Origin of the sequence: Flavobacterium dankookense (genome assembly GCF_004362665.1) — a bacterium.
Taxonomy (GTDB): Bacteria; Bacteroidota; Bacteroidia; order Flavobacteriales; family Flavobacteriaceae; genus Flavobacterium; species Flavobacterium dankookense.
Map to the genome: position 1 here is coordinate 240917 of NZ_SNXR01000011.1, position 24615 is coordinate 265531.

22 protein-coding genes are annotated in these 24615 nt (G+C 33.8%); 3 read left to right on the plus strand and 19 right to left on the minus strand.

Annotation, left to right across the window (positions count from 1 at the left end; all coding sequences use genetic code 11):
* Positions 1-20: 20 nt before the first annotated feature.
* The 5 genes from BC748_RS02235 to BC748_RS02255 form a co-directional block, all read right to left on the minus strand.
* Positions 21-2138, minus strand: coding sequence for a DUF349 domain-containing protein (locus tag BC748_RS02235; RefSeq protein WP_133531832.1), 2118 nt, complete (start codon positions 2136-2138; stop codon positions 21-23).
* Positions 2139-2295: 157 nt separating this feature from the next.
* Complete coding sequence (locus tag BC748_RS02240; protein WP_133531833.1) at positions 2296-3408, minus strand: endonuclease; 1113 nt, start codon at positions 3406-3408, stop codon at positions 2296-2298.
* Positions 3409-3413: 5 nt separating this feature from the next.
* Entirely contained in the window at positions 3414-4625 is a 1212-nt protein-coding gene (locus BC748_RS02245; RefSeq protein WP_133531834.1) for an RsmB/NOP family class I SAM-dependent RNA methyltransferase, read from the minus strand.
* A gap of 83 nt (positions 4626-4708) precedes the next feature.
* Positions 4709-6685 carry a KUP/HAK/KT family potassium transporter gene (locus BC748_RS02250; protein ID WP_133531835.1) on the minus strand — a complete coding sequence of 659 codons (1977 nt, stop codon included), beginning with the start codon at positions 6683-6685 and terminating at the stop codon, positions 4709-4711.
* A gap of 131 nt (positions 6686-6816) precedes the next feature.
* Complete coding sequence (locus BC748_RS02255) at positions 6817-8154, minus strand: hypothetical protein (RefSeq protein ID WP_133531836.1); 1338 nt, start codon at positions 8152-8154, stop codon at positions 6817-6819.
* A 136-nt stretch (positions 8155-8290) separates the two neighbouring features.
* On the opposite strand from BC748_RS02255, the gene BC748_RS02260 reads away from it, so the two are divergent.
* Together BC748_RS02260 and BC748_RS02265 are read left to right on the plus strand one after the other, a co-directional pair.
* Positions 8291-9340 (plus strand): WD40/YVTN/BNR-like repeat-containing protein, encoded by a 1050-nt coding sequence (locus tag BC748_RS02260; RefSeq protein ID WP_133531837.1) that lies wholly within the window; start codon positions 8291-8293, stop codon positions 9338-9340.
* A gap of 84 nt (positions 9341-9424) precedes the next feature.
* Positions 9425-11401, plus strand: coding sequence for an alpha-ketoacid dehydrogenase subunit alpha/beta (locus tag BC748_RS02265; protein WP_133531838.1), 1977 nt, complete (start codon positions 9425-9427; stop codon positions 11399-11401).
* A 168-nt stretch (positions 11402-11569) separates the two neighbouring features.
* Here BC748_RS02265 and BC748_RS02270 read toward each other — a convergent pair whose 3' ends face one another.
* From BC748_RS02270 to BC748_RS02335, 14 genes are all read right to left on the minus strand, one after another.
* Complete coding sequence (locus tag BC748_RS02270; protein ID WP_133531839.1) at positions 11570-11806, minus strand: 4a-hydroxytetrahydrobiopterin dehydratase; 237 nt, start codon at positions 11804-11806, stop codon at positions 11570-11572.
* A 5-nt stretch (positions 11807-11811) separates the two neighbouring features.
* Positions 11812-12558: a maleate cis-trans isomerase family protein gene (locus BC748_RS02275; protein ID WP_281275063.1), complete on the minus strand. Its 747-nt coding sequence runs from the start codon at positions 12556-12558 to the stop codon at positions 11812-11814.
* A gap of 88 nt (positions 12559-12646) precedes the next feature.
* Complete coding sequence (locus tag BC748_RS02280) at positions 12647-13555, minus strand: fumarylacetoacetate hydrolase family protein (RefSeq protein WP_133531840.1); 909 nt, start codon at positions 13553-13555, stop codon at positions 12647-12649.
* A 62-nt stretch (positions 13556-13617) separates the two neighbouring features.
* A complete protein-coding gene (locus tag BC748_RS02285) occupies positions 13618-14727 on the minus strand; it encodes a cupin domain-containing protein (protein WP_133531841.1) in 1110 nt (369 codons plus the stop codon).
* Positions 14728-14812: 85 nt separating this feature from the next.
* Positions 14813-15793, minus strand: coding sequence for a carbon-nitrogen hydrolase family protein (locus BC748_RS02290; RefSeq protein WP_133531842.1), 981 nt, complete (start codon positions 15791-15793; stop codon positions 14813-14815).
* 60 nt (positions 15794-15853) lie between these two features.
* Positions 15854-16282: an acyl-CoA thioesterase gene (locus tag BC748_RS02295; protein ID WP_133531843.1), complete on the minus strand. Its 429-nt coding sequence runs from the start codon at positions 16280-16282 to the stop codon at positions 15854-15856.
* A gap of 230 nt (positions 16283-16512) precedes the next feature.
* On the minus strand, positions 16513-18117 hold the full coding sequence (locus BC748_RS02300; protein WP_133531844.1) for an AMP-binding protein: 1605 nt from the start codon (positions 18115-18117) through the stop codon (positions 16513-16515).
* 21 nt (positions 18118-18138) lie between these two features.
* Complete coding sequence (locus BC748_RS02305) at positions 18139-20439, minus strand: oxidoreductase (protein ID WP_133531845.1); 2301 nt, start codon at positions 20437-20439, stop codon at positions 18139-18141.
* A gap of 117 nt (positions 20440-20556) precedes the next feature.
* Positions 20557-21162 (minus strand): flavin reductase family protein, encoded by a 606-nt coding sequence (locus BC748_RS02310; protein WP_133531846.1) that lies wholly within the window; start codon positions 21160-21162, stop codon positions 20557-20559.
* Positions 21163-21285: 123 nt separating this feature from the next.
* A complete protein-coding gene (locus tag BC748_RS02315; protein ID WP_133531847.1) occupies positions 21286-21744 on the minus strand; it encodes a sensor of ECF-type sigma factor in 459 nt (152 codons plus the stop codon).
* A gap of 4 nt (positions 21745-21748) precedes the next feature.
* Positions 21749-22159 carry a hypothetical protein gene (locus BC748_RS02320; protein WP_133531848.1) on the minus strand — a complete coding sequence of 137 codons (411 nt, stop codon included), beginning with the start codon at positions 22157-22159 and terminating at the stop codon, positions 21749-21751.
* 30 nt (positions 22160-22189) lie between these two features.
* Positions 22190-22732, minus strand: a complete 543-nt coding sequence (locus tag BC748_RS02325; RefSeq protein ID WP_133531849.1) for an RNA polymerase sigma factor — start codon at positions 22730-22732, stop codon at positions 22190-22192.
* Between the two features lie 60 nt (positions 22733-22792).
* Positions 22793-23908, minus strand: coding sequence for an SRPBCC family protein (locus BC748_RS02330; protein ID WP_133531850.1), 1116 nt, complete (start codon positions 23906-23908; stop codon positions 22793-22795).
* Positions 23909-23918: 10 nt separating this feature from the next.
* Positions 23919-24107, minus strand: coding sequence for a hypothetical protein (locus BC748_RS02335; RefSeq protein ID WP_133531851.1), 189 nt, complete (start codon positions 24105-24107; stop codon positions 23919-23921).
* A gap of 77 nt (positions 24108-24184) precedes the next feature.
* Here BC748_RS02335 and BC748_RS02340 point away from each other — a divergent pair, with 77 nt between their 5' ends.
* Positions 24185-24568: a pyrophosphohydrolase domain-containing protein gene (locus BC748_RS02340; RefSeq protein ID WP_133531852.1), complete on the plus strand. Its 384-nt coding sequence runs from the start codon at positions 24185-24187 to the stop codon at positions 24566-24568.
* Positions 24569-24615: the final 47 nt, after the last annotated feature.

The window sequence follows — 24615 nt, forward strand, 5'->3', positions numbered from 1 at the left end:
GAATTTTCGGGACTTTTTAATTATTCTGTTTTCAGATTTCTAAGTTGTTTTAGCTTTTCTTTCCAAGTGGCTAATTCTTCTTTTTGTCTTTCAATATTTTTCAAAACTTCTTTTACCAACGGATTGTCTGATTTGGCATTTGAAAAGAATTGAATATTGTTTTCTAATTGGAAAATATCGTTTTGTACTTCATCAATTTTACGGATGATGAATACTTTTTCGTTGTCTAATTTTCTTGTGTCAGAATGTGCTAAATTATCTAGTCTATTAGCAAATCTTGCCATTTCATTGTCTTTCTTGCTAGCACTTAATTTTTCGAACAACGTATCTAAGATTTTATTAAATTTTCCTTCGATATGACGTCTTGGAAAGGGAACTTTTCCAAAACTTTTCCAAGTTTCAATATGAGCTTTTATAGCATCTAAATCCGTTTTATGATCACCAACAAGTTCGAAATTTCTTAGTGTTTCTAAATAGGCTTTTTTGTTTTCAAAAGCAGCTACTTCATCTTCATTAACTTCGGATTTTTGCTCTTTTAATTTTTCAAAATACTCATTACAAGCAGCTCTAAATTCTCCCCAAATTTTGTCTGAAAATTTTCTTGGAACATGTCCAATAGTTTTCCACTCTTCTTGAATTTGTTTCATCAATGGAGTAGTAGTTGCAAAATCCGTAGAATCTTTTAGTTCAATGGCTTTGGCAACAAGTGCTTGTTTTTTGGTTAAGTTGTCGTTTTGGTCTTTTTTAATTTCTTTATAAAATGAATTTTTCAGAACATTAAAATTTCTGACAGCAACTTTGAATGCTGCCCAAGTTTCTTCATTTACTTCTGCAGGAACTTTTCCAGTTTTGAAAAAGGCTTCTCTAAGCTTTTCTACTTTTTCAATTTGGCCTAGCCAAGCATTGTGAGAATTAACTTTTTCTTGTGCTAAAACTTCAATTTGTGCAATTAAATCTTTTTTAGCAACTAAGTTTGCTTGTTCAATTTCACGGAATTTTTCATAATAACCTTCACGTTTGTCATGAAGTTGTTTGGTTAAATCACTGAATTTATTCCAAATTTCTTCACGATGATCTCGAGAAACTGGTCCGATATCTTCTTTCCAAATTCGGTGTAAATCTTGTAATTCACGAAACGCTTTGTTGATGTCTTCCTCTTGATTTAATTCTTCCACACGAGCAATAATTTTTAGTTTTTGCTCTAAGTTGTGTTTGAAATCTAAATCACGAATTTCTCTATCCAAGTGAAGAATATCGTAGAAGTTTTCTAAATGGAAATGGTAATTATTCCAAACGTGGTTGTATTTGTCTTTTGGAATTGGTCCAGCAACTTTCCATCGTTCTCTAATATCGTTAAATTGTTTTAGAGTAACTGAAATTGCTTCTTGGCTGTGAATTAAGTTTTTTAATTCTTCGACAATGGCAAGTCTATTCTCTAAATTTGATTTCAGACTATTTTGTAAACTTTGAAAATGACTGTTTTTTCTTTCTCTATAGGAAGTATATAGTTGATCAAATTTTACTTTTAACGGAAAATGATAATGGAAATCCTCCGTTGTTTCAGGATTTTCAGCATGGAATTCCTCTTTTTTCTCGTCAATAAAATGATAGTATTTTGATAAGAATGATTTTTTTAATTCTTCAACATGGTCTTTAACTGACATTACTTTTTCAACAGCAACAAGAACGCTCAATTCATTTACCAATTCTTCCATAGACAACGTTTCATAATCCATCATTTCAATATGATGTCTATCTTTTAACGTTTCGTCTTCGCTTTCCTCTGCATTTACATTTTGTATTGCAGTTATCGCAGAATGGTTATCATCTTCTATAACTAAAGTATCGTCCGCTACTTGTTCGTCTGTAAGTTTAACTACATTTTCTGGTTCTGAAATAGTTTCAACTACTTCTTCAACAGTTGGTATTTCAACTTCTTCAGAAACAACAGCGGCAGTTTCTTCAATTACTTCTTCAGAAATTGCTGCCTCTTCTGCAACTACAGTTTCAATTTCTTCTGAAATTTCAACAGCAGTTTCAACTACAACTTCTTGATTTTCTGTTGGTGTTGAATCATTTGATTCATTAGCCAAGTTTCCATCTGCTTCTAGCAGGTTATCATTCTTTTCTTCTAACATTTTGAAAATGTTTTAAAGGTTACACAATTTGAGGGCGAAAGATAGTAAACTACTACTAAATTTCAAAGAAAATCAATGTTTTCTGTACTTTTTAGTATGAATCAAAAAGTTCTGTCACAGTAGTAACAGAACTTTTGATAATTATTTTGGAAAAATTTTAGTTAACCGCTATCTTTTTTGTAACCGATTGATTATTTGCGTTCAATTGCAAAAAGTAAAAACCCTTCGGAAGATTAGTCAATTCGTATGTAGTATCAAGTCTTTCCGGGCTTTTGATTTGTTGTACTAATTGACCGTTTATTGTAATAATGTTTATTTCTGATAATTCAACTTCTGATTGAATGTTGATTTTACCAGTATTAGATGGATTTGGATATACAGTTATTGAATTTAATGCATTGAATGTTTCTGTATTTAATAAACTTCCCCAAATAGACATAGCATAGGATGGATTATCTATATACGGATTTCTATTGTTTTGACGTGCATAAATTGCATCATTTCTGTCTCTTTCTCTTTGGCTTACAGGATCATTATTATGCCAAGTTAATAAAACATTAATTGCTTGATTAGTAAATACTTGATTACTTGTGTTGTTGAACATTGGATAGTTCCATCCAGAAACTTGGTCTTCATATCGAGTAGCAAAATATAATATCATTCTAGCAATATCTCCTTTAAATTCATCAATTGGTTCGAAAACTGTTCCTGTGTAACCTGCAGAATATCCAGAATTTAAATTTGAACCTTTTTTTGAACCATTTGAATAGGTAGAAGTAGCATTATTTACCTTGCTAAATGGCCAACTATCTCTTTGTGCGTTTACATATTTATCAGAAGGAACAACACAATGAGCATCAGAAAGCATTGGTTGTAGAGAATTATATACCGACTGAGGTATTAAATGTTCTCTGTTATATCTTTGGCATTCAGCATTTCCTAAAGTACCATCATCTTGTAAACCACCACCATATTCGTATTCACATTCCGTTCCTGTTGGGTTTTCGGTGTACATATCCAACATAGTTCCATTATTTTCATAATAATTATCAATGTCTGATGTTAAGTAAGTTACATAAATACCATTGTTACCATTATAACCTCTATCATTATGGTCGTTGATGATATTGAATAATTGTGTTTTTAATGTGTATCCAGTTCCAGTTGCTGTATTATAATATCCATTTGGGATTGATTCAACGCTATTGGCAACTTGTGCAATAGTAATTGTGGAAACTAATAGTAAAAATGAGGTAATTATATTTTTCATAAATTTTATTTTCTTTCTAATAATGCCATGTAAAAACCATCAAAACCACTTTCTGAAGCTAGTAATTTTGAATCTTTAACAAAGGTAAAGTTTTTGCCGCTTTCGGTTGTTAAAAAACGCTTAATTTGTTCCTGATTTTCAGATGGTAAGATAGAACATGTAGCATAAACTAATTTTCCACCTGGTTTAACAATCTTTGAATAATTTTCTAGAACTTCGGCTTGTGTTTTTTTAATATTTTCAATAAACTCGGGTTGTAACTTCCATTTGCTGTCTGGGTTTCTTTTTAAAACACCTAAACCGCTACATGGTGCATCGATTAGAACTCTATCGGCTTTTTCATGAAGTTTTTTGATAACTTTTGTACTATCAATAATTCGGTATTCTATGTTGAAAGCACCGTTTCTTTTGGCTCTAAGTTTTAATTGCTTAAGTTTGCTTTCATATAAATCCATGGCAATTAATTGACCTTTATTTTCCATTAATGATGCCATATGCAACGTTTTTCCACCAGCACCAGCACAAGTATCAACAACTCGCATGCCTGGTTGTACATCAAGAAAAGCAGCAACTAATTGAGAAGACGCATCTTGAACTTCAAATAATCCTTCTTTAAAAGCATCAGTTAAAAAAACATTGGCTCTTTCTTTTAGAACTAAAGCATCGGGCTGATTTTTTAAAAACTCAGTTTCGATATTTAAATCCATCAACAGTGCATGAAGTTTTTCCTTGGTGGTTTTTAGAGTGTTAACTCTTAGAATTACTTTTGCTTGTTGGTTTTGAGCAGCAATTTCTTTGGTCCAAAGTTCTTCACCAAGTTCTTTTATTCCCAATTCGTCCATCCAATCTGGAATAGACTCACGGTATTTTCTAATTTTGGATAATTCGTCAAAACGACCTTTGATTTTTCGTGCAGGTGTTCCTTCTAATTGTCTCCAATCTGGAATTGTATACCCACGAAGTACTGCCCAAACAGCGAAAATTCGCCATAATTGGTCACGGTCAAGCGGTTCTTTTACATCTGCTATTTCCATATACAGACGTTTCCAACGAACAATTTCGTATATGGTTTCGGCAACAAACTTTCTATCGGAACTTCCCCAACGTTTGTCTTTTTTCAAGGCACGAGCAACTACTTTATCTGCATATTCACCTTCATTGAAGATGGCGTTCAGGGAGTCAATCGTTGTGTAAACTAGGTTTCTATGTAATCGCATTTGTAAAAAAATCAGCGGGCAAAGATATTGCTTTTAATGCAAACAAAAAAAAGTATTCTTTGGTAGAATACTTTTTAGTTTTTTTATTCGCAAGATTTGTCAATTCTTCGCATTTCAATTTTCTCTGGAGCATGGAGAACGAGTGGGAATTGTTCAATTTTTACAGAACTACTGTCTAGCCCAAATCCTTTTTCTTCTGATAAACTGAATTTTTTCATTGTGAAATAAGTATTCATAACTACTTTTTCAAAGAAAGTTAAGTCACTATCATTAGAAAGGAATTTTTCAGAAAGAACAAATTTGAAATCTCCAATGATATTATTTTTACTCAATGATTCATATCGACTAGTGATATCCACTTCACCGCGATCAACCATTTCTTTGATAACTTGCTTGAACATCAAATTGATTTTTGTCGGTTCTCTGAAACCAAGGTAGAAGTCTATTCTATAAATATCATCTTTAATTATTTCAGTAACACGATATTCTTTTTTATAAGGTTCGCTTAAAATATTTACGTGAACAAACCAATATAAGTCAGCTCTTTTTGGTCTTTTTTGAAGAATAGAATACATCACTTTTTCTTCTATCTCATCGCTACGTTGTGAATTGGTCATGTATACCAAATGAGTTGCATATTTTGGAATTGACAAGTCAACGCTTAGTTCGGCTAACACTTTTTTGTAATCTTCGATTTTTACAATCTTAGTGTAGTTTTTACTAATTTGTTTTGCTAAAAACCAAGTTGCCATTATTCCGATTAAACCTGATGCAATAATTAATGTTACAAAACCACCATGGAAAAATTTAACAATATTGGCATATAAGAAACTAAATTCAATTACTAGATAAATGGTAATTAGTGGAATTATAAAGTAAAGTTTTACTCGTTTCATTATCAAATAAAAATTGAGTAGGATTGTTGTCATAATCATACACAATACAATGGCTAATCCATAGGCATGTTCCATATTTGATGATTCTTCAAAATATAGAACTATTCCAATACAACCTAATAATAATAGCCAGTTAATTGACGGAATATAGAGTTGCCCTTTTAAATCGGTTGGATATTTAATTTTAACTTTTGGCCAAAAGTTCAAACGCATTGCTTCATTAATCAAAGTAAATGAACCACTTATTAATGCTTGAGATGCAATAACGGCAGCCAATGTAGCAATAACAATTCCTATTGGTTGAAACCAATCCGCCATGATTAAATAGAAAGGATTTCCAGCTTTTCCTCCAAGTTCTGCTAATGTTTTTCCTTCATGATTTATCAAATAAGCGCCTTGTCCGAAGTAGTTTAACAGAAGCATTATTTTTACAAAAATCCAACTTACTCTAATGTTTTTTCTTCCGCAATGTCCCATGTCAGAATACAAGGCTTCAGCTCCTGTAGTACAAAGAAATACAGCACCAAGAACGAAGAAACCTTCTGGATGAATTTGTAATAACTCATAAGCATAATACGGATTTACTGCAGCAAAGACAGACAAATCGCTAAAAATTTGAATGGCTCCAAGCACACCTAGCATGGTAAACCAAATCAACATCATTGGGGCGAAAAATTTACCAACTAATTTAGTTCCAAACTGTTGTATGGTAAATAAAGCAATCAAAATACCAATTACAATTGGAATAGTATTAATATCTGGTTTAAAGATGCGTAGTCCTTCAACGGCTGACGAAACTGAGATTGGCGGTGTAATTATACCATCAGCTAGCAATGCACTTCCACCAATTATTGCTGGTACGATGAGCCATTTTATCTTTGTTCTTTTAACCAAAGCAAAAAGCGCAAAAATTCCACCTTCACCGTGATTGTCAGCACTCAGTGTAATCAAAACATATTTTAGTGTTGTTTGGAGTGTTAATGTCCAAAAAATACAGGAAATTCCACCCAGAACAATATCTCTAGATATGGCATGAATACCAAGTATGGCTTTCATTACGTATAGTGGAGAAGTTCCAATATCACCATATATAATTCCTAATGTAACAAGTAATCCTCCAGTAGTGAGTTTGGAGTGCAAATTTTGATGACTATGAGAACTCATAATAAATTGTTAAAGAATGCAAATTTATATCTTTTTCAAATATGTGGATGTTTTTATAGGTATTTATTTTAAAAACAAAAAGCCATCGCGTTAACAATGGCTTTCAATCACAATAAAACTAAGTACAAAAACTAACTTCTTCTGTTTCCTCTTGAGCCACTTTGTACTCTTTCAGACGATTTGTTTTCTGATAAATTTCTAGAACTTGCTCTTTGATTATCAGAATTTCTAGTGCTTTCACTTCTTGAGTTGCTTCTTGCTGGAGCACTTTCACTAGTTACATTTCTTTGCGGAACACTTCTAGGCGCTTCATATTTCACACTGTTACTGCTTGTATTTGTTCTGGTTGGAGCGCTTTCATTTTTTTGTGAAATACTTCTTGGAGTTTCACTGCGAGTTATTTCATTTCGAACACTATTATCTCTTGTAGTAACTCTATTAGGAACATTTTCACGTGTTAGATCTCTTTGAGAAATACTTCTTGGAGTTTCGCTTCTTGTATTTTCATTTTTTACAAAATTATCTCTAGTAGTAGTTCTGCCAATTGTATTTTCAGTTGAAAGATCTCTTTGCGAAATATTTCTAGTTGATTCGATTCTTGTATTATCTGTTCTAACTGAATTTACTCTTCCTGTTACTGAATTTCTAACAGTTTCTGGTCTTGAATTTATTCTACCATTTGTATTGGCAACTTCATTTCTAGGAGAAACTGTTCTGATGTTTCTTTTTTGATCTAATTCATATCGGTTAGTGTAACTTGTATTTCTACTTGTAAAAGAACGATTTGGATGTTGGTTTTGATAAGCAACGCCTCTTCTTCCACCATTGTAATATACATTGTAAGCGCTTTGACATCTACGGATATTTACATAATTGTAGTGATGATACGTGTTAATGTGGAAACTAATATGATTTCTATATCTGAATATTGGAAATGGATTCCACGCTACGTAATAACTTGGATAATAACCCCAATACCAAGAAGAACAATAAGGTCTGTAATTATTCACCCAAAAAGAGCTATAAATTACTGGCGTATATGAATATACCGGTTCGTAAATATAATTTTGTCCATACATATAAACATCACCAACTACTTGAACTTGAATTCTATTGTTTCTGTCTTTTTCAACTTCGATTGAAGCTACATCTTGAAATCTATCACGACCTAGAACAGATTGGATAACAATAATATGCGTGTTACCTTCAATAGTTTCAATTACACGCATATAATCAACTTGATTATCTTCGTTTAAATCTAGATTAGATATTTGTGATTTTGGGTCATTCAATCTTCTTTCAAAATCTTCTAAGTTTTCTGAATCTCCAAAAATGGATGCAACAGCTCGTAAATCTAAATTATCACTAATTTCAGAATTTGTTGCAGTAACTGTAGTTCTATCTTGAGCAAATAATGTGCTAAAACTAAGTGTAGCCAAAAGCGATAGAGAAAGGATTTGTGATTTCATAATAGTATATTTTTAATTGATAAATAGCTATTTACGATTATCCAATTACTGTGCCACAATTTTTTATTTAAAGAAACTTTAACAAATAGAAAGTCAGTTAAAAAATGTATATTCGCTTATTATTCAAGCCTTTCAAATGAAAAAAATAGTTTGTATTATTTGTCTTCCTTTCTTTTTTGTGAGTTGTAAATCAGGTAAAGATGCTGTAATCATTTCTTTTAACTCTATTACGATTGACACGCTCTTGCATGATAAAATTAGCATTAGGGCAATTGAAGTTGATAATGATAAACTTTGGTATGCTGCTGACAAAAACAGGTTTGGATTTTATGATTTTAAAACCAAGAAAAATAAAGAAATTACAATAAAAAGTGATAGCATCAATAAAGAATTTAGAAGCATAGCTCAAAACAAAGAGTATGTTTTTATAGCTAATATTGGTAATCCAGCTAACATCTTTAAAATTAGTAAAATTGATTTATCAGTTAAACGTGTTTATACCGAAGTCCACGAAAAAGTATTTTATGATAGTATGAATTTTTGGAACGAAAAAGAAGGAATACTAATAGGCGATCCAATTGATAACTGTTTATCTATACTTATCACTCGCGATGGTGGAACTACTTGGAACAAAATACCTTGCGCAAATTTACCTAAAACGTTTGATGGTGAAGCGGCTTTTGCGGCTAGTAACACAAATGTTATGATTAAAGAAAACGATTGTTGGATAGTTTCAGGCGGAAAAAAATCTAGAGTTTTTCATTCTTCTGATAAAGGAACTATATGGAAAGTACATGAAACATCAATTGTTCAAGGAGATGCAATGACAGGAATTTTCACGGCAGATTTTTATAATAAAAAAAAAGGTTTCGTCGCAGGAGGAAATTACGAGAAGTTAGAGCAGAATTTTAAAAATAAAGCTATAACAAAGGATGGAGGAAAAACATGGACATTAATCGCCGAAAATCAAGGATTTGGCTATGCCTCTTGCGTTCAATTTATTCCAAATTCGGATGGCAAAGAATTGGTTGTTGTTGGAGCTACAGGTATTCATTATTCCTCCAACGGTGGCATTTCTTGGAAACAATTGTCAGATGATAAAACATTGTATACTATTCGTTTTCTTAATAGGAATACTGCATTTGCTGCTGGAAAGAATAAAATTGTAAAGATTGTCTTTAACTAATCTATAATGATTTTGTTATTGTCTTAAAAAAAGCGCAATCGATTGAAAACAGTTTTATACTTTTGCAACGCTAAAATAAAACAAATGAACTTTGATAGAAAAGACCTTTCCAACATACGCTTATTAGACTTGTACAAGCGACTTTTAATGCCAAGAATGATAGAAGAAAAAATGCTAATTCTTCTTCGTCAAGGTAAAGTGTCCAAATGGTTTTCTGGAATTGGTCAAGAAGCAATTTCGGTGGGAATTACAAATGCTTTGGATAAAGACGAATACATTTTGCCAATGCACAGAAATCTTGGTGTTTTTACTTCAAGAGATATTCCTTTGCATCGATTGTTTTCGCAATGGCAAGGCAAAAAATCGGGATTTACTAAAGGTCGTGATAGAAGTTTTCACTTCGGAACGCAAGAGTTTAATATCATTGGAATGATTTCACATCTTGGACCACAAATGGGAATTGCCGATGGAATTGCTCTAGCAAATAAATTACAGAAAAACGGAAAAGTAACGGCTGTTTTTACTGGAGAAGGCGCAACGAGTGAGGGTGATTTTCACGAAGCGTTAAACATTGCCGCTGTTTGGGATTTACCCGTTTTATTTGTGATAGAAAATAATGGTTACGGACTTTCAACGCCAACAAATGAACAATATCGTTGTGAAAATTTAGCTGATAAAGGAATTGGCTATGGAATAGAAAGTCATATTATTAACGGAAATAATATTCTAGAAGTTTATAATAAAATAGTGGAATTAAAAGCATCGTTAGCTGAAAATCCACGACCAATTTTATTGGAATTTAAAACCTTCAGAATGCGTGGTCACGAGGAAGCTAGCGGTACAAAATATGTTCCTCAAGAATTAATGGACGAATGGGCTAAAAAAGATCCAGTTTCAAATTATAAAGATTATTTAATCAATATTGGTGTTTTATCCGAAGAATTAGATACAGAGTTGAAATCGGTAATCAAGAAAGAAATTGACAAAAATTGGGCAATTACTCAAGACGAACCAGATTTTGAAGCTGATTTATTTGAAGAATTAAATGATGTTTACAAACCTTATAATTTTGAATTAGTTGAGCCATCATCAGAAGTAGAAAACATTCGTGTTATTGATGCTATTTCGTCTTCTTTAAAACAATCGATGGAACGCTATCCTAACCTTGTAATCATGGGACAAGACATTGCCGAATATGGTGGTGCGTTTAAAATTACCGAAGGTTTTGTGGAGCAATTTGGTAAAGAACGAGTTCGCAATACGCCAATTTGTGAGAGTGCAGTTGTTTCTGCTGCAAACGGTTTATCAATTAATGGATACAAAGCAATTGTTGAAATGCAATTTGCCGATTTTGTTTCCTCTGGATTTAATCCAATAGTGAATTTATTAGCAAAACAACATTATCGTTGGGGAGAAAAAGCCGATGTTGTCGTGCGAATGCCTTGTGGCGGTGGAACTCAAGCTGGACCATTTCACTCCCAAACCAATGAAGCTTGGTTTACAAAAACACCAGGTTTAAAAGTGGTTTATCCAGCATTTCCATATGATGCAAAAGGTTTATTGAATACCGCAATTAATGATCCAAATCCAGTGCTTTATTTTGAGCACAAGCAGTTGTATCGTTCTGTTTATCAAGATGTGCCTAAAAATTATTATACTATTCCTTTTGGCAAAGCTTCGGTTATTAAAGAAGGTGCAGATGTGACGATTATTTCGTTTGGAGCTGGAGTTCATTGGGCTTTGGAAACGTTAACCAAAAATTCAGATGTCAAAGCAGATTTGATTGATTTAAGAAGTTTACAACCTTTGGATACCGAAACGATTTTTACATCAATAAAGAAAACAGGAAGATGTATTGTTTTGCAAGAAGACACGCTTTTTGGAGGAATTTCAAGTGATATTTCAGCACTAATTATGGAGCAGTGTTTTGAATATCTTGATGCGCCCGTTCGTAGAGTTGGAAGTTTAGAAAGTCCAATTCCATTTGTAAAATCATTGGAAGATCAATATTTACCTAAGGTAAGATTTGAGAAAGAGTTGTTGGAATTGTTGAGGTATTAGAAATAAATAAGGTGTTCATTTGAACTCCTTAATTTTTACAGAACCTTTTTGATTAACCAATAAACAACAATAAAAACGATTATTGTTCCTAAACATCCGAATTTTGTGTTCTTTGCTGCAAAAAATGCTCCGATTAATGCGATTAAGTTCTTCATAGATTTTCTTTTTTTAATTAATTAAAGTGTCAATTTTTTGAGCTAGTTGATGATCTAAATCGGTTATTGCATTTTTATCGTGACTGTATAAAGAGATTTCAAGTTGAAAGGCTTTATGGATTTTACAATCGGGATGATGGTTGATTTCATCAGCGTAATTGGCTACTTTTAATAGAAATTGTGCTAATTCAGTTTGTGATTTAAACTTGAAATTGTTTACTAGTTTTCCGTCAATTACGTTCCATTCCATGATATTTAGTATTTACCGTTTAGAAGTTCTCCACCGATTGCCGATTTGGTTTCGATGCCGAGTTTCTTCATCATTTCAAAGGTAGTACAAACTGCGGCAGATGTAACAGGAATTCCACATTCTGCTTGAATTAAATCAATTGCTTCTAATGATGGCATTTGAACGCATGCAGAAATTACTAAAACATCAACATCAGTCAAATCCAATTGCTTGTAAATTTCCAATAAATTCAACGGATTTTGAGCTGCCACTTCCAAGTTATCGGGAATTTCCAAAGCAATACTTTCTTTTACTTTAATGCCTTGATGTTCGATGTAATCTACAACCATGTCGGTTAATGGTCGCATGTAAGGTGTAATAATCGAAATTTGTTTTGCACCTAAAACTTTTAATCCGTTAATTAAAGCTCCAGCAGAAGTTACAATTGGAGTAGGAGAGTCATTGGCTACAGTTTCCTGATGTAAATTCACTTCCGAAACGCAATGATATCCTCGTCCCATGCTCATTATCGCTACCAAACAAGCGTAACCCATAACGTCAACATGTGCATCAGAAAGTTCTTGTGCGCATTTCAAACTCATGGCATCCATGGCTTCGAGTTCTTCTTTTGTTACTTTTTTCATTCGCATTCTGCTCGAATGGAAAGTAAAACGTTCGGGTAAAATGGTTTCACGAGAACGAAAGATTGCTGGTATTTCGGTTTCCATCGTTACATTACTTGATGGAACTATTTGTCCTATTCTGTATTTCATTTTTAGTTTAAAAGTTTATGGTTTAAAAGTTTAAAAGTTGCTCAGATACTAATTACTGAACACTGAGCACTGAGCACTGAACACTTTTTTAAATCTCCTTAACCGTATTCACAATCGTTCCAATTCCTTCGACAGTTGCTTCTACAACATCACCATCGTACAACCATTCTTGTGGATTTCTGCCAGCGCCAACACCAGATGGTGTTCCAGTTGCAATGATATCGCCTGGTTCTAAAGTGAAAACTATACTTAAATCTTCAATTAAATCATTGATGTTGAAAAGTAAGAATTTAGTATTCGAATTTTGTTTTTCAACGCCGTTTACTTTTAATGATAAATTCAAGTTGTGCGGATTTTCAATTTCGTCTTTGGTAACCAAAATTGGTCCCATCGGTGCAAAGGTATCCTGACCTTTAGAAACTATCCATTGACCTTCACGACGACAATCACGTGCCGAAATATCGTTGATTACAGTGTAACCAAAAACATAATCCATAGCATCTGCTTTAGCAACGTATTTTCCTTTTTTGCCAATTACAACTGCCAATTCCACTTCCCAATCCAATTGTTCGGTTAGTTTGGTATTTTTGATAATTTCAGTATTTGTAGCTGTAACGGTTGTTGGCGGTTTTGAAAATATGATTGGTTTTTGCGGTAATTTCCCTGTTGTATCCAATGTTCTTGCGCTTTCGGCAACGTGTTCGGTATAGTTCAAACCAATTCCGATGATATTTTTTCTAGGTTTTTCGATTGGAGCAAGTATGGTTACTTCGTCCATTTCGTAACAGATTTCTTCGAAGAAATTTTCTGGAGTTTCAGAAACCATTTCGGTGATTTCAGCTATGATTTCAAATCCCATATCGATTAGGTCCAACATATCATTTGGTAATGGAAAGTTGGATATTTCGCCAAAATCTTCCATGTCGATAACTTGATTGTTGTAGATGAAGCCCAATCTTGGTTCGGTGTCTTGTGTTTTGTAGGTAAGTAGTTTCATGTTTATGCCGCTAAGACGCTAAGGCGCCAAGTTTAAAATCTATTTTCTTTAGTCTATTTTCTTTATTCTATTTTCTGATGTCCGTTATTTTCTTCCATTTCTCGAGATTGATACAATCCTAGTTTTTCTATAACTGGCAAATCGTTGAACGAAAACAAGCAAGCATCTTCTGTTTCGGATAAATTGTGGTGTTCGTGCCAAGCCCAAGACGGAACACAGAAAATATCGCGCTCTTTCCAGTCAAATCGTTTTCCGTTGATGATGGAATATCCTTTTCCTTTGGCACATTGATACACAAATGAACCTGTATGTTTGTGTGCTTTTCCTTTGAAATTGGCTGGTAATGATTGCATTGATGCACTCATCGTTTGCATCACATGTCCGCCAGTTAACGGATTGGAATAGTGCATCAAAATTCCATCAAATGGATTGATTTCATTGACTTTTACAGCTTCTAACAACGCAGGATAAACGGTTTTCCAAGAATATTTGAATAATGGCGAATACGGTTTGTCCCAAATTTTATCAGCTGGAATAAATCCGGAAGTTCCGTAGGTTAATGGTGAATAATTTACTGGAAAATCTAATGGTTGTTTGCCATCATAAACCGCATAATCATTGGCTTCGAGCGCATTTACTAATGGAATATCTAAACCGTCTTGCCAGATGCAGGTTTTTCCGTTTGCATCAACGCCATGTTCGTGCCATGTTGAGTTTGGCGTAATCACAAAATCGTTGACTTCAAATGTGATTTTATTTCCATCAACCACAGTATATCCGCCTTCGCCTTCCATGATGAAACGCAATGCCGAAGCTTTGTGTTTGTGTGCTGATGTACTTTCGCCTGGACGTGTAACTTGAATTCCGGTGTACAACCAACCAACAGCTGCAGAAACGTCTTTTCGTTTGTCGTTTACCAAATAAACAACGCGTCTTCCAGCTTGTTCTGGCGTAACTAATTCGGATGATTTTAGTACTAATTCTCTCAAGTCGTCGTATTTCCAAAGCATTGGAACTGATGAACTTCTTGGTTCCCAAGGCTCGATGTCATTGGCAACGGTCCATAATGCGCCAGCGCCAAGGGTTTCTAGTTCTTTGTAGTATGCCTCGAGTTCTGGTGTGTCGTGAACTCGCGCTCTTCCTATTTGATCGTCTGAATGATTTTCGTTCATAACTATTATTTTTTTTTAACAATTAAGATAGTTAAGAAAATTAAGTTATCTCTTAATGAAACTTAATTCCTTAATGGTTTAACTACTATCTCTTATTAAACTCCTCATGATTATCAATAAATGTAATTTTTCTAGTAGGAGCAATGTTTACTCGCAAATCAAAAATATCAAATCTATTGTAATGTCCGAGAATGTCGTGCATTTGTTTGGGTTGGATGCATTTCTGCAAATCGATATCGGCGTACACAATTCCTTCGTCGTCAATTAATGGATCACCAATTACAGCACCATTTGGACCAATAAATCCTGAAAAAGCAGAACTTTTTCGGTCTAATAGTTCGTCAACATTGGGAACATCGGCACGCAAGGCATCTTTTATTTCTTGCGAAATCGTTGAACACGAAACGATAGTAAATAATTTTCCTTCGAATGAATGTGCGGCTGCTCTAATTTTGATTGCTTCTGCCATATCGTAATCTGGTGGCGCAACTGGAAGCGAAATGTAGTTGGCAATGTGAATTAATTCGCCTTGTGAAAGTAACGTGAAACGTGCTAATGTATTGGTGTTTTCACCACATGCCAACGTTCCAATTGGTCCAATTTCTGTATTGTATACTTTTAAAGAAGAACCGTCGCCCGATGTCCAAGTGAGCTTTTCTGCCCAAGTTGGTACTAGTTTTCTATGTTTTCCAATTAGGTTTCCGTTGTTGTCGATGATTAAATTGGTGTTGTAAATTTCACCATAACTATCGCCGCGTTCGTTGATGCCGATTACTATATGGATATTATAATCTTTTGCTGCTTGAAACAAGGATTGCATCGAAGCATCGGTAACTTTTACAGAAGATTTATATAATTCTTCGTACCATTTACTTCCTTGTACTGGTGTCATGATCCAATTCCAATACGGATAACCCGCAATGAAAACTTCGGGAAAAGCGATTAATTGTGCTCCGTTTTGACTGGCTTCTTTGATGAAAGAAATGGCTTTGTCAATCGTTTTTTCTACGTTTAAAAAAACTGGTGATGTTTGTACGGTTGCGGCTTTGAATTTTTTGAATTCCATATTCTATTTTTTTTTGAACGCGGATGAAACGGATTTACAAACGCGGATTTTAACGGATTTTTATTTCGTAATTTCTAATTTGTAATTCATAATTTTTTCCTTCATTTCCTCGTTGAAAGCTTCGGCTTTGATGCTTTGTCGGTCTTCTTGAATGGCTACGTTTACGAGTGTTACTTCGCCTTCGAGTACGGTTTTTTCTTTTTCATTTATAAATTGAAATCCGCAGATGATGGAGGAGTTTTTTAGTTCTTTTACCCAAAGTGATTTGGTTAGAATTTCGCCAATTCTTGCTGCATTTTTGAATTGCACTTTTAGGTCAACGGTTGGAATTCCGTTGGTTTCGTGAATTTTGGAAAATGGTCTTTCTAATGCTTCTTCAAACCAGTCTTCTACTAAATCATTGAGCATTTCTAAAAATCGTGGATAGAAAACTATTCCGGCATAGTCGATGTGTTTGAAACGTATTTTTTCTTGTTTTATGAATTTCATTTGTTATTTTTTACTCGAATTGCACAAATTTGCACGAATTCTGATGATTGTGTTTATTTTACTTATTTTTTGCCACGGATTAAACTGATTTTACAGATTAACACGGATTTTAAATTTGTTACTAGTCATTCCTGATGTTTTAGCCCAGATAGTAGTGGAAATCCTTTTCTTTTTTTCTTTAAAAAAAGAAAAGATTGCAACGGATAGCTGGAAATAGCTCCAAAAAATAACTAACTTTTTAATTTAAATCGTTGAATTTTACCAGTTTCTGTTTTGGGTAATGTTTCAACAAAATAAATTACTCTTGGATATTTGTATGGTGCAGCGACTTGCTTGAACCAATGTTGAATGTGATTTTTCATGTTTTCTGACGCGTTTGATTTTTCTTTTAAAACAATGTGCGCACAAACTAACATGCCACGTTCTTCGTCGGGCAAACCAACTACTGCACATTCTAAAATAGCTTCATGGGTTAGTAAAACACTTTCTACTTCAATCGCTGCAATGTTGTATCCAGCGGAAATAATCATGTCGTCGCCACGAGCTACGAACCAAAAATAGCCGTCTTCGTCTTGACGAAATATATCGCCTGTGATGTTCCAACCGTTTTCGACATATTCTTTTTGTTTTTCTTTACGATTTAGATATTTGCAACCTGTAATGCCACGAACTGCCAATCTTCCGGCTTGATTTCTTGGGACTTCATTTCCGTTTGTATCAATAATTTTTGCTTCGTAACCTGTTATTGGTAAGCCAGTTGCACCAGATTTGATATTGGTTTCGTTGGACGATATAAAGATATGCAAAAGTTCGGTTGCGCCAATACCATCGATGATTTTCAAACCAGTAGCTTCATACCAATCTTGCCAAACTTTCAAGGGTAGCGTTTCTCCTGCTGAAACACATTTGCGTAAGCTGGAAATATTAAATTCATTTACTTTGGTTGTTATAATTCGCCAAGCCGTTGGTGCTGTGAAACATATGGTTATTTTGTAATCTTGTATGGCTTGTAGCAAAAGGTCTGGCGAAGGTTTTTCTATTAAAAATGTTGATGCTCCAAAATACATTGGGAATAAAACCAATCCACCTAGACCAAAGGTAAATCCAATTGGCGGACTTCCTGTAAATACATCATTTTGAGTTGGTTGTAATGAATAATTTGGAAAAGCTTCGCAAATATTTAAAATGTCTCTATGATAGTGAGCCGTCATTTTTGGCAAACCTGTTGTTCCCGAAGTAAATCCGATTAGCGCAACACTGTCAGCTTTGGAATGAAAATTATCAAAAGTTTTGGGTTTGGTAGTCATTAATTGTTCCAAATTTCCATTTCTGTAGAAGCAGACTTCTTGTAGAAAATCTGATTTTACAAAATTCATTTCTTCGGATAATTCGCTGTCGCAAAAGGCATGACTGATTTCGGCACAATTAATTATGGTTGTTAATTCTTTGGAGCGAAGAAGTGGCATGGTTGCAACTACAATTCCGCCAGCTTTTAAAATGGCAAACCAACAAGCGACCATCATTGGATTGTTAGCAGAACGAATTAAAACTCTATTTCCTGATTTTAATCCCAAATCATCCACTAAAACATGAGCAATTTGATTGGCTTTTTCATATAAATCTTGATAGTTCCAAGTTTCTGTGAATGTACGAATGCAAATGTTGTTACCATTTCCAATTTCGATATGATAATCCAATAATCGATGAACACAATTTGGTCCCGAAATTTCGGGATCTGAATGACTGAATTGCGGTAAATCCAAGAAAGTATAATCAGGTTGTAAATCCTGATTAGGAAGATTGTTGTGTGTAAAATTATCTTCGTAATGTTTCATAAAATAATTTCTAATTCATGATTATTTCTTGTTGCTCTTCGGTTTCAACGCTTTTTTCATTCCTTCGGTTTGTCTTCGTTCTGAAGCTTTTAATGGATATAAATGTGAAATTCCCATTTTGTATTGATTTGGAATATCTTCAGGTTGAAATTGTTCATAGGCTTGTGCGTTGCGCACAAAATTAGCATCGAGCAACATCGGTTTTCCTAAAGCCACTAAATCAGCTTTACCATTTAAAATTATGGTGTTTATTTGATCGATATCGGTTATGTTTCCAGCAGTAATCGTTGGAATATTTACTGTATTTCGAATAGTATCTGAAAACGGAACTTGCCACATTCTTCCTGTTTGGGGTTTTTGATTAGCTACAGTATTTCCAGATGATACATTGATGATATCTGCTCCAGCGTTTTTAAAAGCCGTTGCAATTGCGATTACATCTTCGTCTGAAATTCCGTTTTCTGTCCAATCTGTTGCTGAAATTCGAACCGACATTGGTTTTTCTTTTGGAAAAACGTTTCGCATTTCGGTGAAAACACGTAAAGGAAATTTTAATCGGTTTTCGATGCTTCCGCCAAATTTATCATTTCGAATATTAGTCAACGGCGATAGGAAGGAAGCCAATAAAAATCCATGATGTGCTTGCAATTCTATCATGTCAAAATCGGTTTCATCTGCATTTTTTGTTGCTTGTATGAATTGAGAAGTAACCAAATCCATATCTGATAAAGTCATTTCTGTTGGTGTTGCAGCATTTTCATTAAAAGGAACAGCCGAAGCCGAAAGTAATTCCCAATTTTCACCAGAAAAATTTTCTTCCCACGGAATTTTAGAACCACCTTTTCGACCTGAATGACCTAATTGAATTCCGATTTTAGTTTGTGTATTTTGATGAATGAAATTAGTTATTCTTTTCCATTCATTTATTTGATTTTCATTATAAATACCTGCACAACCTAAAGTAATACGTCCAGTTTCTGAAACAGCCGTCATTTCAGTCATTATTAATCCTAAACCACCAATCGCTCTGGATGTATAGTGTTGAAAATGCCAATCGTTTACCAAACCATTTTTTGCTGAATATTGTCCCATGGATGACATTACAATTCGGTTTTGGAGTTCTAAATTTCGCAATTTGAATTTTGAAAATGCAGCTGGCATCTCGACTGCGCTCGATGTGACAATTTGATTTTTATTATTGAATTCACTTAAAACCTTATCTGTAAATGATTTATCGCGCAAACGAAGATTTTCGAAAGTTACTTTTTTAGAACGGGTCATGCATCCGAATGCAAATTGGTAAAATGGATGTTGGTTGTTTCTATCCATATTTTCAAACCAATCAAGCGATACCAATGCTGCATGTTGTATCATTTCAACTGTATTTCTCCTGGATTTATCATACTGTTGAAAAGCAGCTTGCACATCATTTGGATTTGCTAAAACAGCATCAGACAGACCAATGGCGCTATCCATGGCTAATTTTGTTCCTGAACCGATGGAATAATGTGCCGTGGCTTTGGCATCGCCGAGAAGAACGATGTTTTTATGATACCATTTTTCGTTGGTAATATGAGGGAATTGACGCCAATTGGATTTATTAGTAATTAATGAATGACCATCTAATTCTTGAGCAAAAATAGTTTCGATTTTTGAAACAGTATCGGCTTCATTGGTGATTTCAAACCCATGTTTTTCCCAAGTTTCATTACTACATTCAAAAATCCATGTGCTCATTCCTGGTTCGTATTGATAAGAATGAGCTACAATCAATCCGTGTTCTGTATTTCTAAAAAAATAAGTAAAAGCATCCAATGGTTTTGTTGAACCACACCACACAAAACGATTTTGTTTCAATGCTATTTTTGTTCCAAATTGGTCTTGAAACTGTGTTCTAATCTGACTTCCGATACCATCACAAGCCACAATAATATCTGAATTTGAAAATTGAGATAAGTCGTTAATATTTTGTTCGAAGTGCAGTTTTATACCTTCTTCAAGGCAACGTTGATGCAGTAATTGTAACAATTTTTTTCTGGAACAGCCACAAAATCCATTCCCAGCTATGTTTACACTTTGTCCATCGCGAGCAATGATGATATCATCCCAATAAGCAAAATTTGAACGAATTAAATCGTAGGATTGCATGTCTCTTTTTAGGAATTCGCTTAAGGTTTCATCTGAAAAAACAACTCCAAAACCGAAACTGTCATCGGGTTTATTGCGTTCGTACACGGTTATTTCCCAATCAGGACGTGCTTTTTTTGTTAATATCGAAAAGTACAATCCGCCTGGACCGCCACCAATTACTGTTATTTTCATGTTGTCATTGCAAGGAAAGAAGCAATCTTATCCTCATTTTATATTTTTATTAAACACAGTTTTCTCAAATTTTCACAAATTATTGAAGTTGAATTTTGAGTTTGACTTTTGATATTGTCAACTTCTTTTTATTGAAAAAATCTCACCTATTTTACTATAATTTGAACCGGCTAATCTCGATACAGGTTTGTATGTTTCTAAGTTGATTTTATAGTCTTCTAACAATACTTGATCATCAAAATGCATCATGACAATACGTCCAATAACAACGCAAGCGCCACCTTGTTGATGTCCTTCAAGAAAATAATGATGCACTAATTCACATTCAAAATGAATTTTACTTTCTTTGACGCGCATTGGTTTTACTTTTATAGATGGAATTGGTCTAAGATTAGCTAAATCAAATTCACTTTCGTCAGCAGGAATACTTTGGGATGTGGTGTTCATTTGCTCAACAGTATCTTCGGTAACCATATTCACGACAAATTGTTTAGTTGCTAGAACATTGTTTAATGTGTCTTTGTTTTTGTCGTTATCTCTTCGAGTAGAAAACATAACATGTGGCGGATCATCGCCAAGCATATTGAAATAGGAAAAAGGAGCAAGGTTGTTAATTCCGTCTTCGCTAATGGAAGAAATCCAACCAATTGGTCTAGGAATTATTGAACCTGTAAGCAGTTTGTATACTGCTGAGCGTTCTAAATCATCAGGATTGAATTGCATTGTAGTTTAGTTGTTTCTACAAATATATTCAAAAACTATAAATTAAATGAAAACATCCAAAAACAAAACAGCAACTAAAGATTAGTTGCTGTTAGCAGTAAAATGAAGTATTATAAATTGAAATTATCTTCCTCGTTTTTCTCTGATTTGTTGCAATAGTTTTTTGTTAAATCCGTCTTCTGCTTTTTTTAGTTTTAGGATTTTTGTAGCTGGCAAAACGTTTTTTAAATTGGCTACAAATTTTTTGCGTAACAAATGCAATTCGTCTTCTGAGCTTTCCATTTGAGCGAGTAGTGTAGTGGCTTCTTTTTCGGAAAGGTTATCAAAATCAGTATCGTCTATTCGGTTTAAATGCGCTTTTAATTTTTCTCTTCTGATTTGGTTTTGTTTTTCTTCAAACTCATTGTATAAAGGCCAAAATTTAGTTGCTTCATCTGGCGTTAAATTTAATTCATTGGTGATGTAAGCTACTTTTATTGATTTAACTTGTTCTTTTTTCTGCTTTAAAAGTCGCCCGTTTTGAGAGAACGAAAGTGTAGTTGTAATCAGTAGTATAAATGCTAGTAGTGATTTGATATTCATAATATTAATTTGTTAAATAGTGTTCTAAATCAGAACTGTTTATTAATGTTTCTTCAATAAGGTCTTCTTCGAGATTGTAATCTACTTTTAGTTTCTCAATGTCTTCTTGTTCCAAGAGGTCAATGATATCATCTTGCGAAACGGATGTATTTTGTGAGATATAATTTTCTAGAAATTCGCTATCTAGACTTGGTTTTGTATTGAATTGCTGAACCAATAAAATAGACATACTCACCACTGCAACCGCAGCAACGCTATACATCCAAACTTTTTTCTTTTTATAAAGCGGAATAACTTTTGGTGTTTCACTTGGTAGCTTGTCGTTAATTTTTTCTGATAATGTAACAAAATAGTTTTCTGGTACTCTAAAACCAGTTTCTATTTTGGGTTCATTATCTAGGCTAAAGTTTTTCATATTCTTTTGACAAAATTAGTAGCAAATGGTTTAATTAGCATTCATAAAATCTTCTATTTTTTTTACCGCATGATGGTAGGAAGCTTTCAAAGCACCAACCGACGTTCCTAAAATCTTTGACATTTCTTCGTATTTAATTTCTTCAAAATACTTCATTTTAAAGACCAATTGTTGTTTTTCGGGAAGTAAAGCAATTGCTTTTTGAAGTTTGAGTTGAATTTCATTTCCATCAAAATAGCTGTCGGCTTTCAAATTATCAACAATCTTAGTTTGCATTGCTTCACTAGTGGTGTTATTTTTTTTTGCTTTTTGGTTAATAAATGTAATAGCTTCATTAGTAGCAATACGATACATCCATGAGAATAGCTTACTATCACCTTTAAAATCCTTTAGGTATTGAAATACTTTTACAAAAGTGTTTTGCAATACATCATCGGCATCATCATGGTTTAATACAATGTTTCGAATGTGGTTATACAACGGTTTTTGATAGTCGCGCAAGAGCTTTTGAAACGCTGTGTTTTGCGTTTTTGGGTTAAGCAATTCTTTGATAAAAACCTTTTCGTCTTGCAATGGATGGATTTTAGTATTGGAATAAAATTAAGTGAAAAGGTTTAATTCCGCTACATAAATTTATGGAATTTCTTCTATTGCTGGTTCTTCCACTGCGGGTTGAACGACCGTTGCAGGTTGTTGTGGCGAAGTTACCGTTGGTTTTACCACTGGAATTTCCTTAGGAAAAACAGGAATTAACAACTCGGTTGTCCACTTAGATGGGTTTTTTACGTCATCAATGGTTTTGGTATATACTTCTACATATTTACCTGCAAAGTTGGGTTTATAACCATTGTCAGCAATATACGTTTGTGCTTTTTTCCATGTTTCTGGAAGGTGTGAATAATCTCCTGTAAGTGTAGTTTTTAAACACGTAAATGCTTCCATGCTTCCTGAAGCAACATCACTATCAGATTGAATAGCAATTTTTTGAGTAGTTGGAATACAAACGGAGAACGTTACAACATCATTCGTTAAACTTATATTATCATAAAGTATGAATGGTTTTCCAGCCATCGGGATATTGTTTTTCTTGAAAAAGTAAACCATTCTAGGCAAGATAATTTTTATGTTTCTACCTAAGCTTTTTCTTTTGCACGAAACTGTTTGCATTAAAAAGTTAGCCGCACCGCGCTGCACTGTTCCATTGTTTTTAATGGAATAGGTTTTCATTTCATACGCCAAGGTTTTATCTAGGTTTGCCAAGCTTTTTTCATAGGAATTCTCTAAAATTCTAGTAATGCCACCTGAAAAGAAAGTGGTGATTTTATCAAACAATCCAATACTGCCTTTGCTACTTATCGTTACTTTTGTGCCGCCAACAGTATCTTTTAATTTCCAGTTTACGGTAGAACTATTTCCGTCTAAAATCATTTTTTGGGCAATACTATCGTTTTCTTTTACAAAAGTAGTTTTCATAAATCCTTCGCCATCGCTACCATTCCAAGTATAGCTTCCGCCAATTCCTGCTGTTTTTGCCGGATACGTAAATGTTATTCCATCGTCCTCTTTGCTTGCTGCATTAAAGGTTTCCCAGTTTTTATAATCGTTTACATAATCAAATATCACTGTTCTTGGCGTTTTTAACACCATAGAACGCGACACTTGATAATCACCTTTTTGAGTAACGATATACACTGTTAACGCCAAAAAGAGTAGGACGATTAGAATAGCTAAATACTTTAAAATATTCATAAACTAGTTGTTATCGCTTGAAGAAGAATTTAATAAGGAACAAAACCACTATGAAAAGTAAAAAACCTAACAGGATTTTATAACTTCCTTTATAAAATTTTTGATGTAAAGCTTTGTCTTTTCCATAAGCAAAATACATCACTATTATGAATGCTACTAAAAACAGTGCAGCAAAAATCCATTGACCAGTTGTAAACATTTATTTCAAATTTTCAACAAATTTACTCAAATGTATTGGAATGTTGTAATTTGCATCATCAATTAATTTTATCTACAATGCAAAAACAACTTACTGCCGTATCAGAATTTCACACCGCCTTTGGACTTGGTGTTAGCCAAACGATGAAAGCCGATTTGGGCGAACAAAAAAACAAACTTCGCTTTGATTTAATGAAAGAAGAAAACGAAGAATACCTCGAAGCAGTACAAAATAATGACATTGTTGAAATAGCCGATGCGCTAGGCGATATGCTCTACATCCTTTGCGGAACAATACTCGAACACGGATTGCAACATAAAATTGAAGCTGTTTTCGACGAAATTCAGCGCAGTAATATGAGTAAACTAGGAGACGATGGGAAACCTATTTACAGAGAAGACGGCAAAGTATTGAAAGGTCCAAACTATTTTAAACCCAATTTTGAGGAGATTTTGAAGTAAAAAACCCGATTTAAATTTAAAAATCGGGTTTTAGTTTAGAAAAAAAA